At 74.7% G+C, this 14320-nt stretch carries 15 protein-coding genes; 7 read left to right on the top strand and 8 right to left on the bottom strand.

Annotation, left to right across the window (positions count from 1 at the left end; genetic code table 11):
• The first annotated feature begins 17 nt into the window (after positions 1-17).
• Both dapB and ABRQ22_RS10880 read left to right on the top strand, forming a co-directional pair.
• Positions 18-773: a 4-hydroxy-tetrahydrodipicolinate reductase gene (gene dapB / locus ABRQ22_RS10885; RefSeq protein ID WP_290445096.1), complete on the top strand. Its 756-nt coding sequence runs from the start codon at positions 18-20 to the stop codon at positions 771-773.
• Positions 774-877: 104 nt separating this feature from the next.
• Positions 878-1312, top strand: coding sequence for a hypothetical protein (locus ABRQ22_RS10880; protein ID WP_253051468.1), 435 nt, complete (start codon positions 878-880; stop codon positions 1310-1312).
• A gap of 41 nt (positions 1313-1353) precedes the next feature.
• Here ABRQ22_RS10880 and ABRQ22_RS10875 read toward each other — a convergent pair whose 3' ends face one another.
• The 6 genes from ABRQ22_RS10875 to ABRQ22_RS10850 form a co-directional block, all read right to left on the bottom strand.
• Entirely contained in the window at positions 1354-1812 is a 459-nt protein-coding gene (locus ABRQ22_RS10875; protein WP_253051311.1) for a hypothetical protein, read from the bottom strand.
• Positions 1813-1892: 80 nt separating this feature from the next.
• A complete protein-coding gene (locus ABRQ22_RS10870) occupies positions 1893-2402 on the bottom strand; it encodes a GNAT family N-acetyltransferase (RefSeq protein ID WP_253051312.1) in 510 nt (169 codons plus the stop codon).
• Positions 2403-2444: 42 nt separating this feature from the next.
• A complete protein-coding gene (locus ABRQ22_RS10865; RefSeq protein ID WP_253051313.1) occupies positions 2445-2765 on the bottom strand; it encodes an AzlD domain-containing protein in 321 nt (106 codons plus the stop codon).
• The gene (locus tag ABRQ22_RS10860) at positions 2762-3577 is read right to left on the bottom strand and encodes an AzlC family ABC transporter permease (protein ID WP_253051314.1); all 816 of its coding nucleotides are present in this window, start codon (positions 3575-3577) and stop codon (positions 2762-2764) included. Before ABRQ22_RS10860 ends, ABRQ22_RS10865 begins: the two co-directional genes overlap by 4 nt.
• Positions 3574-4233, bottom strand: coding sequence for a TIGR00645 family protein (locus tag ABRQ22_RS10855; RefSeq protein ID WP_253051315.1), 660 nt, complete (start codon positions 4231-4233; stop codon positions 3574-3576). The genes ABRQ22_RS10860 and ABRQ22_RS10855 overlap by 4 nt, the downstream gene beginning before the upstream one ends.
• Positions 4234-4363: 130 nt before the next feature.
• Complete coding sequence (locus tag ABRQ22_RS10850; RefSeq protein ID WP_353706743.1) at positions 4364-5848, bottom strand: NAD-dependent succinate-semialdehyde dehydrogenase; 1485 nt, start codon at positions 5846-5848, stop codon at positions 4364-4366.
• Between the two features lie 114 nt (positions 5849-5962).
• Here ABRQ22_RS10850 and dapA point away from each other — a divergent pair, with 114 nt between their 5' ends.
• Positions 5963-6889 carry a 4-hydroxy-tetrahydrodipicolinate synthase gene (dapA, locus tag ABRQ22_RS10845; RefSeq protein WP_253051317.1) on the top strand — a complete coding sequence of 309 codons (927 nt, stop codon included), beginning with the start codon at positions 5963-5965 and terminating at the stop codon, positions 6887-6889.
• Positions 6890-6939: 50 nt separating this feature from the next.
• Complete coding sequence (locus tag ABRQ22_RS10840) at positions 6940-8625, top strand: ribonuclease J (RefSeq protein ID WP_047234710.1); 1686 nt, start codon at positions 6940-6942, stop codon at positions 8623-8625.
• A 92-nt stretch (positions 8626-8717) separates the two neighbouring features.
• On the opposite strand, the gene ABRQ22_RS10835 is transcribed toward ABRQ22_RS10840, so the two are convergent.
• Positions 8718-9305, bottom strand: coding sequence for a TetR/AcrR family transcriptional regulator (locus tag ABRQ22_RS10835; protein WP_353706742.1), 588 nt, complete (start codon positions 9303-9305; stop codon positions 8718-8720).
• 117 nt (positions 9306-9422) lie between these two features.
• Here ABRQ22_RS10835 and ABRQ22_RS10830 point away from each other — a divergent pair, with 117 nt between their 5' ends.
• A complete protein-coding gene (locus ABRQ22_RS10830) occupies positions 9423-9833 on the top strand; it encodes a hypothetical protein (protein WP_353706741.1) in 411 nt (136 codons plus the stop codon).
• A 79-nt stretch (positions 9834-9912) separates the two neighbouring features.
• Positions 9913-10278 (top strand): Imm51 family immunity protein, encoded by a 366-nt coding sequence (locus tag ABRQ22_RS10825; RefSeq protein ID WP_353706740.1) that lies wholly within the window; start codon positions 9913-9915, stop codon positions 10276-10278.
• A 43-nt stretch (positions 10279-10321) separates the two neighbouring features.
• Here the strand turns inward: ABRQ22_RS10825 and ABRQ22_RS10820 are convergent, their stop codons facing one another.
• A complete protein-coding gene (locus ABRQ22_RS10820; protein WP_353706739.1) occupies positions 10322-11260 on the bottom strand; it encodes an MBL fold metallo-hydrolase in 939 nt (312 codons plus the stop codon).
• 138 nt (positions 11261-11398) lie between these two features.
• Between ABRQ22_RS10820 and ABRQ22_RS10815 the strand changes: the two genes are divergently transcribed.
• A complete protein-coding gene (locus ABRQ22_RS10815; RefSeq protein ID WP_253051322.1) occupies positions 11399-14233 on the top strand; it encodes a DNA translocase FtsK in 2835 nt (944 codons plus the stop codon).
• Positions 14234-14320: the final 87 nt, after the last annotated feature.

Raw genomic sequence — 14320 nt, 5'->3', positions numbered from 1 at the left:
AGGGGCCGGGCCGCCCGTTGCGGGTCGCCGTCCTCGGCGCGGCCGGACGCATGGGCGCGACCGTGTGCGCGGCCGTCGAGGGCGCGGCGGACCTCGAGCTCGTCGCGCGCCTGGACGCCGGCGACGAGGTCACGTCCGCCACGCTCGGCGGCGCCGACGTCGCCGTCGACTTCACCGTCCCGTCCGCGACCGAGGCGAACGTGCACGCGCTGATCGACGCGGGCGTGCACGCCGTCGTCGGGACCACGGGCTGGACGGACGAGAGCCGAGGCCGCGTCACCGAGCACCTCGAGCGTGTCGCCGCGGGCGGCGGCCCCGCCCTCGGCGTCCTGATCGCCCCGAACTTCGGCCTCTCGGCCGTCCTCGCGATGACGTTCGCCGCGAAGGCCGCCCGCTACTTCGAGTCGGCCGAGGTGATCGAGCTCCACCACCCGGACAAGGTCGACGCGCCGTCCGGCACCGCCCGGCACACCGCGGCGGCGATCGCCGCAGCGCGCGCCGACGCGGGCCTCGCGGCGAGCCCCGACGCGACGGAGACGGGGTGGGAGGCGCGCGGCGCCGACGTCGACGGGGTGCGCGTGCACGCGGTGCGTCTGCGCGGCCTCGTCGCGCACGAGGAGATCCTGTTCGGCAACGCGGGCGAGCAGCTCGTCATCCGCCAGGACTCGTTCGACCGCGTCTCCTTCATGCCTGGCGTGCTGCTCGCCGTGCGCGAGGTCGTCGGGCGCCCGGGCCTGACGGTCGGTCTCGAGAACGTGCTGGACCTGGCGTGAGCGCGCCCGGCGGTCCGGTCGGTCCCGACGCCGGCGGCGGCAGCGACGACGGCCGTCCGGAGGGGACGACCGGGCGGTCGCGCGCCGTCCGGCCCTGGAAGGCGATCGTCGGCGCGGTGCTCGTGACGATCCTGCTCGCGATCTACGTGTCGCAGGTGGCGTGGCGTGCCGCCGCGCTCATCGGTACGGGCGAACCCGTCGCGATGGTGATCGGGGCGGGCGTGCTCGTCCTGCCCCTGCTCGTGGTCGGCCTGGTCGGCCGCGAGTTCCTGCTCGCGGGGACCGTGCAGCGCATGGCCGACGACCTCGCCGCCCAGGGTCGGCTCCCGGTCGACGACCTGCCGCGCTCACCTGGCGGGCGCATCGACCGGGACGCCGCCGACGCGGCGTTCGGGCCGTACCGCGACGCGGTCGACGCCGACCCGCAGAGCTGGGAGGCGTGGTACCACCTGGCGTTCGCGTACGACGCCGCGCGCGACCGCCGTCGGGCGCGCGAGGCGCTGCGCAAGGCCGCGGCTCTCTACCGCGCCCGTCGCTGACCGAGGCGGTCCACCCGGCGTGGGCGGACCACGTCGGCAGGTCAGAGGCTCGTCCAGCAGTAGAGGCGGTGGCCCGCGTCGTCCGCCTGGACGCACAGGGTCGCGAGCCGGTGCAGGGCACCGGCCAGGTCGGCGGGGTCGGAGCCTTCCAGCTCCTCGGTGGCGGCCCAGCGCACGGCGACGGCGTCGAGGTCGGTCGGTGTCGCCGCGGCGAGCGCCGTGACGAGCTCCGCGGTGACCGCGACGACCCACGGACCCTCGTCGCCCGCGCTCGCGACGAGCTCCCCGTGCCGGGGGTCGCTCTTCGCCTCGGCGTACGGGCGGTCCGTGAGGAGGCCCGCGAGCGTGCCCAGCACGACGAACGGGTCGATCCCCTTGAGCTCGACCGTGGGGAACACCGGCTGGTTCGTCAGCGGGTCGGGGCTGCTCGGGCCCGTCCGTGCCGCGCGACCGGCCTGCACGTCGTCGGGTGCGGAGAAGTAGTCGGTGAGGATGCCCATGGCGGTCGATCCTCGCAGGTCACCCGCGCGAACGGGTCACGACGGTGTCACGGCTGCGTGACGAACGGTCGCACGAGCCCTCAGATCTCGGCGGCCCACCGGCGTTCCACGACGTCGCGCACCCCGGTGGCGAGCGTCCGGGTCCGCCCGTCGGGCCCGAGCCCGGCGCCGGCGAGGAACGTCTCGCGCGCGGTGTCGCCGTCGAGCACCCACGTGACGACCTCCTCCGCGCCGTCGCGGCGCAGCCGGTCGACCGCGGCGGCGAGCAGGCGCGACCCGTGCCCGCCGCGCTGGTGCCGCGGCTCGACCTCGAGCGCGAGGACCTGCCCGGGCGCCACGGCGGCGAACCCGACGACGTCGGCGCCGACGCACGCGACGAGCACGCCGAACCCCGGCCCGGGAGGGGAGGAGATGGCGGCAGCCCACTGCTCGCGCATCCGCACGGTGTCGAGGGCGTCGAGCACGTCTTCGCCGAGGACCTCCTCGTGCGACGAGCGCCACGCGCCCACCTGGATCGCGGTCATCGCGACGTCGTCTCCGGGCACGGCGGGGCGGACGGAGACGTCGGCGGTCTCGCGGAAGAGGCTCACGGGTTCACCCTACGAGACGTGGGCCACGCCTCGGGCCGGCGGTCAGCCCCAGCCCAGGGCGCGCAGGCCGGCGGCCGTGGCCGCCGCCAGGACCACGACGACGATGAACGGCGCGCGCAGCGCGAGCGCGACGGCCGCGACGCCGAGCGCGGGCAGGCGCGCGTCGACGACCAGGGCCTGGCCGTCGCCGACCGTCTGGACCGCGACGAGCGCGGCGAGGAGCGCGGCGGTCACGAGCGCGGCCGTGCGCGCGACGCGCTCGTCGGCGAGCCAGTGCTCGGGCACGAGGTGCCCGGCGAGCTTGAGCGCGAAGCACAGCGCCGACGCGGCCAGCACGACGACCCACACGGTCGCTGACGTCATGAGGTCTCCTTCTCGTCCGTGGACGACGAGGGTGGCGCGCCCGCGGCGCGGCGTCGCCGTCGCGCGTCCACCTGCCCGATGACGATCGCGACGACGGCCGCGGCGAGCACCGGCACGCCGCCCGGCGCGACCGGGACGAGCAGGACCGCGACGAGGACGGCCGCCGCCGCGGTGAGCTGCATCGCCCGCGCTGCGAGCCGGGGCCACAGGAGGGCCAGGAACGCGGCCGCCGCGGCGGCGTCGAGCCCCCACGCGCGCGGGTCGCCGAGCGCGTCGCCCGCGAGCGCGCCGACGAGCGTCATGGCGTTCCACAGCACGAAGATCCCGACGCCGGTCCACCAGAACCCCGCCCGGACGGCGCGGCGGGACCGCTGCGCCGTCGCGACCGCCGTCGACTCGTCGATGGTGAACTGCGCCGCGACGACCTTGTGCCACGACCGCAGCGCGAGCAGCGGGCCGAGCTGCGCCCCGTACAGCGCGTTGCGGACCCCGAGGAAGCCCGCGGTGGCGATCGCAGCCGTCGGCGCGCCGCCCGCGCCGACCACGCCGATGAGCGCGAACTGCGAGCCGCCCGAGAACATGAGCAGGCTCAGCGCCATGGTCTGCGCCACGTCGAGGCCCGCGACCACGGACAGCGCCCCGAACGAGATCCCGTACAGCCCCGTCGCGACGGAGACCGAGACGGCCTGGCGGACCGCGGCGCGGACCTCGTCCTCGACGGCGTGCTCGACGGCGCCCGTCACCTCGGCGTCGAGCGACGCGGGGGCGTCCGGCTCGGCGCCTGGGCGCGGGGCGTCGTCGGGCCGGCTCATGCGTGCGGGTCGGCCGGGCCCTCGCCCGCCGCGGCGGCGTTGGCCGCGCGCTGGTGCGCGGTGAGGGACATGCGGTCGATCGCCGCGAGCGCGAGTGCCGAGACGACGAACGCGAGGTGGATGATCGTCTGCCACAGCATGGTCTCGGACGTGATGCGGTTGCTCGACGACTCGATGAACGTGCGCAGCAGGTGGATCGACGAGATGCCGATGATCGACATCGCGAGCTTGGTCTTGAGCACGTTCGCGTTGACGTGGCTCAGCCACTCCGGCTGGTCGGGGTGGTTGTCGAGGCGGATGCGCGACACGAACGTCTCGTAGCCGCCGACGATGACCATGATGAGCAGGTTGGAGATCATGACGACGTCGACGAGGCCGAGGACGGCCAGCATGATCTCCTCGGCGCCGTAGGTGTGCGTCTCGAGCTGGTGCGTGTCCGCGTTCATGACCGACACCTCGCCGGTGAAGCCGCCGACGATGAGGTGCCACAGCTCCTTGAGGAACTGCCAGACGTAGACCACCTGGGCCACGATGAGGCCGAAGTAGAGCGGTGCCTGGAGCCAGCGGGACGCGAAGATCATGTACCCGACGGTCGTGACGCGGGCGCTGGGCGAGGGGACGTTCGGGCTGACGGTCGACGCGGGCGACGAGGGCACGGGCGTGGGCTCTCCGGGAGTCGGTGGCAGGGGAGCGTCAGGCTACCAACGTGCGGCGTCGGCACGTCGTCGGTCACCACGGTGCCGGACGCGCCCGCCGGCCCCGCGGGCGTCGTGTCGACGTCCCGCGTCAGAGCGCGACGTACACGGTCTCGAGGTACTCCTCGAGACCCGCCTCCCCGCCCTCGCGGCCGAGGCCCGACTGCTTCAGCCCGCCGAACGGCGCGCTCGCGTCCGACACCATCCCGCGGTTGATGCCGATCATCCCGGCCTCGACCTCCTCGGACACCCGCACGGCGCGGTCGAGCGAGGTGGTGTACGCGTAGGCGGCGAGGCCGTACTCGGTCGCGTTCGCGAGCGCGAGGCCCTCGTCGTCGTCGCCGAACGCGACGACCGGCGCCACCGGCCCGAAGATCTCCTCGGTGACGACGCGCGCGTCCGGGTCGACGCCGGACAGCACGGTCGGCGCGTAGAAGTATCCCGTGGACCGCGGCCGGTCGGCACCCGTGAGGACCTGCGCGCCGCCGTCGGACGCGGCGTCGACGAGCTCGGCGACCTTGTCCACCGCCTTCGCCTCGATGAGCGGGCCGACCTGCGTCCCGTCCTGCGCGCCCGGGCCGACCCGCAGGTCCTCGAACGCGGTGGCGAGCCGCTGCGCGAACTCGCGCGCGACGGCGTCTTGCACGAGGAAGCGGTTGGCCGCGACGCACGACTGGCCCGCGTTGCGCAGCTTCGCGACGAGCGCGCCCTCGACCGCGGCGTCGAGGTCCGCGTCGGCGAACACGAGGAACGGCGCGTTGCCGCCGAGCTCCATCGAGGTGCGCAGCACCTGGGGCGCGGCCTTCTCCAGGAGCGTGCGCCCCACGGCCGTCGAGCCCGTGAACGACAGCTTGCGCAGGCGCTCGTCGGCGAGGAGGGGCTCGGTGACGTCCGCGGCGCGCGACGACGGGACGACGTTGACGACGCCGGTCGGCAGACCGCGGTCCGCGAGCTCGGAGCGGATGACCTCGGCCACGAGCGCCGTCGTCAGCGGCGTGAGCCGCGCGGGCTTGATCACGACGGTGCAGCCCGCGGCGAGCGCCGGCCCGATCTTGCGCGTCGCCATCGCGATGGGGAAGTTCCACGGCGTGACGAGCAGCGCCGGGCCCACGGGGCGACGGAAGACGAGCTGCCGGTTGCCGCCCGCGGGTGCGGTGCGGGCGAGCCCGTCGGCGCGCACCGCCTGCTCCGCGTACCAGCGCAGGAAGTCGGCGCCGTAGAGCACCTCGGCGCGCGCCTCGGCGAGCGGCTTGCCGCACTCGGCCGTGATGAGCGCGGCGACGTCGTCGGCGCGCGCGACGACCCGGTCGTAGACCCCGCGCAGGACCTCGCCGCGCTCCCGCGGGGGCGTCGCGCGCCACGCGGGCGCCGCCCGGTGCGCGGCGTCGAGCGCGCGGAGCGCGTCGGCGGGGCTCGCGTCGGCGACGTCGAAGAGGGACTCCTCCGTGGCCGGGTCCTCGACCTCGAACGTCCGGCCCCCCTCCGCCGGGCCCCAGTGCCCGTCGACGAGCAGCCCCGTGGGCACGTGCGCGACGAGCGCGGGGGAGAGGTTCGACGTCGAGGCGGGGCGGGACATGCTCCGAGTATCGCCCTCGGGGTCGCGGGGCCGCACCCGGGCGGCGGTCGCGCGGGGCGGTCCCGCGCCTGGACGGGCGCGGTGCGGGGACCCGCCGCACGGTAGTTTGTGCACATGGTCCTTCCCGCCACCCCTGCGCGCCCGTTCGGTGCCGTCCTCACGGCCATGGTCACCCCGATGACGCCCGACGGCGCCGTCGACCTCGCGGCGGCGACCCGGCTCGCGAAGCGCCTGGTGGACGACGGGAACGACGGTCTCGTGCTGAGCGGCACGACGGGCGAGTCGCCCACGACCCACGCGCCGGAGAAGCAGGACCTCGTGCGCGTCGTCGTCGAGGCGGTGGGCGACCGCGCGGCGGTCGTCGCCGGGGCAGGATCCAACGACACCGACCACGCCCTGCGCATGGCGGAGCAGGCGGCCGAGGCCGGGGCCGACGGGCTCCTCGTCGTCTCGCCCTACTACTCGCGCCCCAGCCAGGAGGGCGTGTACCGGCACGTGACGGCGATCGCCGACGCGACCGACCTCCCCGTCATGCTCTACGACGTCCCCGGCCGCACGGGCGTGCGGATCGCGCCCGCGACGTACGCGCGGCTCGCGGCGCACGACCGGGTCGTCGCGAGCAAGGACGCGACGGGCGACGTGTACGCCGCCGCCAAGCTCTCCGCCGCGACCGGGCTCGCGTTCTACAGCGGCGACGACGGCCTGCTGCTGCCGTTCCTCGCGCACGGCGCGGCCGGCATCGTCTCCGTCTCCGGGCACGTGGTGGCCGGACCGTTCGCCGAGGTCGTGCGCCGCTTCGACGCGGGCGACCACGCGGGCGCGCTCGACGTCTTCCTCACCACGACGCCCGTCATTGACGCGCTCAACGGCGCGGGCTTCCAGGCCGTCATGGCCAAGGCCGCCGTCGAGCTGCTCGGCATCACCGACAACCGGTTCCTGCGCCTGCCGAACGTCGCGGCGACCGAGGACGACGTCGCGCTGGTCCGCGACGCCCTCGCGGCCGCGGGCGTGCTCGCCGGCGCTGCCGCACCCACGAACTAGCGAGGGCAGGAGCCCTCGAAACCCCCGGCTCAGCCACGACAGGAGGCCCCGTGAGCCATCCCCACCCCGAACTCTCCCTGCCTCCCGAGCTCCCCACCGGAGGGCTGCGCATCGTCGCCCTCGGCGGGCTCGGGGAGGTCGGCCGCAACATGGCCGTCCTCGAGTACGACGGGCGCCTGCTCGTCATCGACTGCGGCGTCCTCTTCCCCGAGGACAACCAGCCCGGCGTCGACCTCATCCTCCCGGACTTCGACTACATCGCGGACCGGCTGGACGACATCGAGGCGATCGTCCTCACGCACGGCCACGAGGACCACATCGGCGCCGTCCCGTACCTGCTGCGCCTGCGCCGCGACATCCCCCTCGTCGGGTCGCAGCTCACGCTCGCGTTCGTCGAGGCGAAGCTCAAGGAGCACCGCATCTCGCCCGTGACCCTCGCGGTCAAGGAGGGCCAGGTCGAGCAGCTCGGCGTGTTCCGCTGCGAGTTCGTCGCCGTCAACCACTCGATCCCCGACGCGCTCGCGGTCGCGGTGACGACCGGCGCCGGGACCGTGCTGCACACGGGCGACTTCAAGATGGACCAGCTCCCGCTCGACGGGCGCATCACCGACCTGCGCGCGTTCGCGCGCCTCGGTGAGCAGGGCGTCGACCTGTTCATGGTCGACTCGACCAACGCCGAGGTCCCCGGGTTCGTCACGCCCGAGGTCGAGATCGGCCCGGTGCTCGACAACGTCTTCGCGGCGTCGGAGAAGCGCATCATCGTCGCGTCGTTCTCCTCGCACGTGCACCGCGTGCAGCAGGTCCTCAACGCGGCGCACCACCACGGGCGCCGTGTCGCGCTCGTCGGGCGCTCGATGGTCCGCAACATGACCATCGCCGCCGAGCTCGGGTACCTCCACGTGCCCGAGGGCGTGCTCATCGACCTCAAGAAGGTCGACTCGCTGCGCGACGACGAGATCGTGCTCATGTGCACCGGATCCCAGGGCGAGCCCATGGCGGCGCTGTCGCGCATGGCCAACGGCGACCACAAGGTCCAGGTCGGCCACGGCGACACCGTGATCCTCGCGTCGTCGCTCATCCCGGGCAACGAGAACGCCGTGTTCCGCATCATCAACGGGCTCACCCGGCTCGGGGCGCGCGTCGTGCACGGCGGCAACGCCAAGGTGCACGTGTCCGGGCACGCGAGCGCGGGCGAGCTCCTCTACTGCTACAACGTGCTCAAGCCCAAGAACGTCATGCCGGTGCACGGCGAGGTCCGTCACCTCGTCGCGAACGGGGCGCTCGCGGTCCGCACGGGAGTGCCCGCGGACCGCGTCGTGCTCGCCGAGGACGGCGTCGTCGTCGACCTCGTCGACGGCAAGGCGTCGGTCGTCGGCGCGGTGCCGTGCGGGTACGTGTACGTCGACGGGTCGAGCGTCGGCGAGATCACCGACGCCGAGCTCAAGGACCGGCGCATCCTCGGCGAGGAGGGCTTCGTGTCCGTCTTCGCCGTCGTGGACTCCGCGACCGGCAAGGTGCTCGCCGGCCCCCAGATCCTCGCGCGCGGCTTCGCCGAGGACGACAAGGTGTTCCAGGACATCCAGCCGGAGGTCGTCAAGGCGCTCGAGGACGCGATCGCCGGCGGCGCGACCGACACGCACCAGCTCCAGCAGGTCATGCGCCGCGTCATCGGGCGGTGGGTCTCCAACCGCCTGCGGCGCCGCCCGATGATCGTCCCGGTGGTCGTCGAGGCCTGACCGGCGACGTCGTTCGCCGGCGCGAGAAGCGAGAAGTGGCCCCTGCCGTCGGTCTGGCGGGGGCCACTTCTCACGTCTCGGGGCTGGGGTCGTCACGTCCCGGCGCTGCGGACCAGCCCGGGGCCGACGGCGGCGAGCGTCGCGCCGTAGCGCGCGGTGCGCTCCGCGTCGTCGCCGGGGACGAGGCCGGCGAGCTCGAGCGAGACGAGGCCGTGCACGAGGCCCCACAGCCCGAGCGCGACGTCGTCGACGGCCCCCGTGTCGGGCACGAGGCGCGCGACGGCGTCGCGCAGCACGAGGAAGGTCGCCTCCTCGACGGCGCGGGGTCGGTCCGCGCCGGGCCGCACGCCGCGCGCGAACATCACGGCGTAGAAGTGCGGGTCCGCGAGCGCGAAGGCGCGGTACGCGCGGCCGAGGGCGGCGAGGTCCGCTCCCGGGTCGTCGGTCCGCTCGACCGCTGCGAGGTGGGCGGCGAAGCGCCGGAAGCCCTCGGCGGACACGGCGGCGACGAGGTCGTCGCGGCTGCCGAAGAGCGCGTACACCGCTGACGGGCTCGTGCCGGCGGCCACCGCGACCGACCGCACCGTCACCGCGCCCTCGCCGTGCTCGGAGAGGGCGCGCGACGTGACGTCGAGGAGGCGGTCGCGCAGCGCGTCGTCGTGCAGTCGGGGGCGTGCCACGCGACGAGTCTAGGGGGCTTGACCCGCGTATGCGAACGGTGTTCTATAACAGTGTTCGTAAACCCGGGCGGCGCGCGGTGCCCGGGTCGTCCTGCCCGTCCCACCCCGGAGGTTCCCGTGCTCGAGCTCACCGACGCCGCCCGCATCACCGCCGGCATCGTCCTGCTCACGGTCGTCGGCATCGAGTCCGGCGGCGCGTTCCTCGTCAAGGTCGTCACGCGGCGCGTGCCGGCGACGGGCTTCCAGACGTCCTTCTTCCGCGCCGGGCACGCGCACGCGGGCGTGCTCGTGGTCCTGGGTCTCGTGTGCCTGCTGCTCGCGGAGGCCACCGACCTCACGGGCTTCTGGCGGTGGCTCGCGGCCACCGGGGTGCTCGTCGCCGCGATCCTCCTGCCCGCCGGGTTCTTCCTCTCCGCCGTGGGCTCGGGACGCGAGGCGCCGAACCGGGCCGTCGTGCTGCTCCCGGCCGGCGGGCTGGTCCTCGCCTCGGGCGTCGTGACGCTCGCGATCGGGCTCTTCCTCGGGTGACGACGGCGGATCCCGGGCTCGGCCGGCGTCCCCGGAGGTCCGCTGCGGCGTCGTGGGTGGTCACCGCTACGGTTCCCGCATGACCACCGCCGAGGACTTCGCCCCGCTCGAACCCGTCCGCCTCGTGACCCAGGCCCAGGGATGGAGCGTCATCTACTCGCCCGGCGGGCCGGAGTGGCACCAGCACCGGGACGCTCTCGAGCGTCGCGGCGTCGAGGGTTCCGGGTACGACTTCTCCGGCGCGCTCCAGGCAACGCTGACCGACCACGAGCCGAGCGTCCTCGACGCCGTCGGGTTCGACCCCGAGGGCGGCATGGTGAGCGTCTACGGGTCGGACCTCGACGCGCTGCATGCCGCGGCCCGGCACCTGCACCGCCTGGTCACGGACGAGCAGGCGCTCGACGCGGCGCTCGCCCGGTCCACGGAGCTCGGGCTCGACGACTGAGGCGGCCCCGACGACCACGGGCCGGTCGGCGGCCGTGAGAGCGTCAGCGGGAGCGCAGCGCGTCGAGCTGGTCGGCGTGCCACCCGGCGACGTACCCGGCGATCCGCAGGTCGTCCACGGCCGTGCCCTGCCGGACCCCCGCGTCGAGCGCGTCGAGGTAGGCGCGGTCGGCCGCGAAGCGCGTGGCGACCGCAGCGCGACCGACGGCAGGGCTCCCGTGGCCGGGGACGAGCACGTCCACGTCGCGCGCGGCGAGCTCGAGCGCGTCGAGCGCGCCCCGGTAGACCCGGACGGGGTCCCGGGCGTCGGTGTCGACGAGCGGTACCTCCACATCTGAGAGCATGTCGCCCGCCACGAGCACGCTCGCGTGCGGCGTGCGCACCACGAGAGCGGCGTGGCCGGGTGCGTGGGCGTCGTGCTCGACGACGGTCACCGTGCCCAGGCCGGAGGGCCCCGGGCCCTCCGGCGCGGTGACGGGCCAAGGGACCCGTCGTGCGCCGCGGGGGAGCGGGGTGAGCGTCCCCACGAGCGCGGGGTCGTGGCCGGGTGCGGCGGCGTCGGCCGACGCGAGGACCGCGGCCCGCCGCCGCCGCGTCGCGTCGGCGGTGCGCGCCGTCGCCCAGCGGGGCGCGTCGCCGAGCGCGGGCGACCACAGCACGTGGTCCCAGTGCGGGTGCGTCGCGAACCCGGCGGTCACGCGCCAGCCGCGCGCTCGGACCGCGGCGGCGAGCCCCTCGACCTCGGCGACCGTCACCGCCGGGTCGACGACCAGCGCGTCGCCGTCCGGCGCGATGACCACGGTCGACGTCGTCGTCCAGATCTCCGCCGTGGCGACCCAGACGCCGGGGGCCACCTCGACGAGGTCGCGCGCTCGCGGCGCGGTGGTCGCCCCGAGCGGCGCGATGCCGTCCGGGCCGGCCGGTGGGCCGCTCGGTCGGTCGCTCGGTACGTCGCGTCGCCCGGCGTGCGTGGGCTCGTGCACGGTGCCTCCGGTCCTCGTCCGCCACCGGTCCTCGTCACGGGTGGTCGCTCACGGGTCGTGGCCCGGTCGCGTCCCGGCCGGGACACGCGCCGCCGGGTCCGCGTCCGTGTCGTCCCCCGCAGGTAGGTTAGGACCACTATGGCGACCCGCACGTCCCCGCAGGCACGTCGGACCGCGAGCAACCGCACGCCAGCGCCCCGCACCTCGGCGCGCGGCGGTTCGTCCTCGGCCCGCGGCACGTCGCGCGCCGGTACCGGTCGCGGGCGGTCCTCCTCCTCCGGCACGCGCCGGCCCGCGCGGCGCCCCGCGTCGGGTCCGCCGTGGCCCGTCCGCGCGGTGCGGGCGGTCTGGCTCGGCGCCGCGCACGGCCTCGGAGCGCTCGTGCGCACCATCGGAAAGGGAGCAAGAGAGCTGGACCCGGCACACCGGCGCGACGGCGTCGCGTTCTTCCTCATCGCCCTCGCGGTCGTCGTCGCGGCCCGCGAGTGGTGGGGCATCCAGGGCACGTTCGGCCTGGTCGTCCACGGCGTCGTCGCCGGCACGTTCGGCCTCGCGGGCGTCGCGGTGCCCGTGCTCCTGCTCTGGCTCGCCGTGCGCATCATGCGCCACCCCGAGCGCGCCCAGGCGAACTCGCGGGTCGCGATCGGCCTCACCCTCATCGTCGTGTCGGTGTGCTCGCTCGTGCACATCTCCGAGGACCTCCCGGCGCCGCGCGACGGGTTCGAGGCCGTGCAGGACGCGGGCGGCATCGTCGGTTACCTCGCCGCGACGCCCGTGACCACCGGCCTGACGCCCTGGTTCGCGGTGCCCATCTTCCTGCTGCTCGGGTTCTTCGGGCTGCTGGTCGTCACCGCGACCCCGGTGCACCGGATCCCGAGCCGGCTGCGCGGCCTCTACGACGTGCTCACGGGCAACCACCGCGCGGACGACGAGGAGCTGGACGCCGACGGCCTCGCGCTCGCGGAGGGCGTCTCGCGTCACGACGGCACGGACGTGCCGGCGGGTCGTCGCCCGCGCAAGCCCCGGAAGACCAAGGCGCAGCGCGCGGCGGAGGCCGCCGAGATCGAGAAGCCCGAGGGCGGGTTCTCGGGCGACGAGGCGTTCGAGACGGCGGCGTTCCTCGACTACGAGGACGACTCCCCTCGCGGCCGGGGCAAGAAGCGCCGCGGCGACGACCCGGCACCCGGCACCGCGCCGACCGAGGCGGTGCCCGCCGTCGGGCAGGGCCTCGCGCAGGACACCGCGGCAGCCGCGATGGGCGCCGTCGCCCCCGCCCCGGGCGACGGCGCGGGCAGCGTCCCGCCGCCCCCGCCGAGCAGCCCGCTGCCGCGCGGCGTCCAGCCGATGCTCGAGGGCGACACCGTCTACCTCCTGCCGAACGAGGACTCCCTGGTGAAGGGCGCGCCGCACAAGGTCCGCTCGGCCGCGAACGACCGGGTCGTCGAGGCGCTCACCCAGACCTTCGAGCAGTTCGAGGTCGACGCGAAGGTCACCGGCTTCACGCGCGGCCCCACGGTCACGCGGTACGAGGTCGAGGTCGGCCCCAAGGTCAAGGTCGAGCGCATCACGTCGCTCTCGAACAACATCGCCTACGCCGTCGCGAGCGCGGACGTGCGCATCCTCGCGCCGATCCCCGGCAAGTCGGCGATCGGCATCGAGATCCCCAACACCGACCGCGAGACGGTCGTGCTCGGCGACGTGCTCCGCTCGTCGGCGGCGCGCCGGACCGAGCACCCCATGGTCATGGGCGTGGGCAAGGACGTCGAGGGCGGCTACGTCGTCGCGAACCTCGCCAAGATGCCGCACATCCTCGTCGCGGGCGCGACGGGCGCCGGCAAGTCGAGCTTCATCAACTCCATGATCACGTCGATCCTCATGCGCTCGACGCCCGAGCAGGTGCGCCTCGTGCTCGTGGACCCGAAGCGCGTCGAGCTGACGATCTACGAGGGCATCCCGCACCTCATCACGCCCATCATCACCAACCCGAAGAAGGCCGCCGAGGCGCTCGACTGGGTCGTGCGCGAGATGGACGCCCGGTACGACGACCTCGCCGCGTTCGGGTACAAGCACATCGACGACTTCAACGCCGCCGTGCGCTCGGGCAAGGTCAAGCCGCTGCCGGGCTCCGAGCGCAAGATCGCCACGTACCCGTACCTGCTCGTCGTCGTCGACGAGCTCGCCGACCTCATGATGGTCGCGCCGCGCGACGTCGAGGCGTCGATCCAGCGCATCACGCAGCTCGCGCGCGCCGCGGGCATCCACCTCGTCCTCGCGACGCAGCGGCCGTCGGTCGACGTCGTCACCGGCCTCATCAAGGCCAACGTGCCGTCGCGCCTCGCGTTCGCGACCTCCTCGCTCGCGGACTCGCGCGTCGTGCTGGACCAGCCGGGCGCCGAGAAGCTCATCGGCCAGGGCGACGCCCTCTTCCTCCCGATGGGCGCGGCGAAGCCGATGCGCGTCCAGGGCGCGTGGGTCTCCGAGTCCGAGGTGCACGCCGTCGTCGAGCACGTCAAGGGCCAGCTCAAGCCGGTGTACCGCGAGGACGTCACGCAGGCCGCGGCGAAGAAGCAGATCGACGAGGACATCGGCGACGACCTCGACCTGCTGCTGCAGGCCGCGGAGCTCGTCGTGACGTCGCAGTTCGGCTCGACGTCGATGCTCCAGCGCAAGCTGCGCGTCGGGTTCGCCAAGGCCGGCCGCCTCATGGACCTGCTCGAGTCGCGCGAGATCGTCGGCCCCTCCGAGGGGTCGAAGGCGCGCGAGGTCCTCGTCTCGCCCGAGGAGCTGCCGTCCGCGCTCGCGCTGATCCGCGGCGAGCCGGCACAGGACGTCTTCGACGGCCAGGCCCCCGCGTCCGCAGCGGCGCCTGGTGGCGGGACGGGGCACGACTACGGCGAGGGCACCGACGGGCACATGCCGCCGGTGGCGACGGACTACCACGACGGGGCGGACGTGGAGTCAGGCTGGCGCTGAGGGCGCACGGGGTGGGACCGGAGCGGCCCCGGGATCGGCGCCGCGACGAGCGGTCGCCGGTCGGGGCACCCCTGAGCACCCCCTAGG

Source organism: Cellulosimicrobium sp. ES-005 (assembly GCF_040448685.1).
In the GTDB taxonomy this organism is placed as follows: Bacteria; Actinomycetota; Actinomycetes; order Actinomycetales; family Cellulomonadaceae; genus Cellulosimicrobium; species Cellulosimicrobium cellulans_G.
Note: the sequence above shows the minus strand (reverse complement) of the source record. Positions and strands in the feature narration are given on the sequence as shown.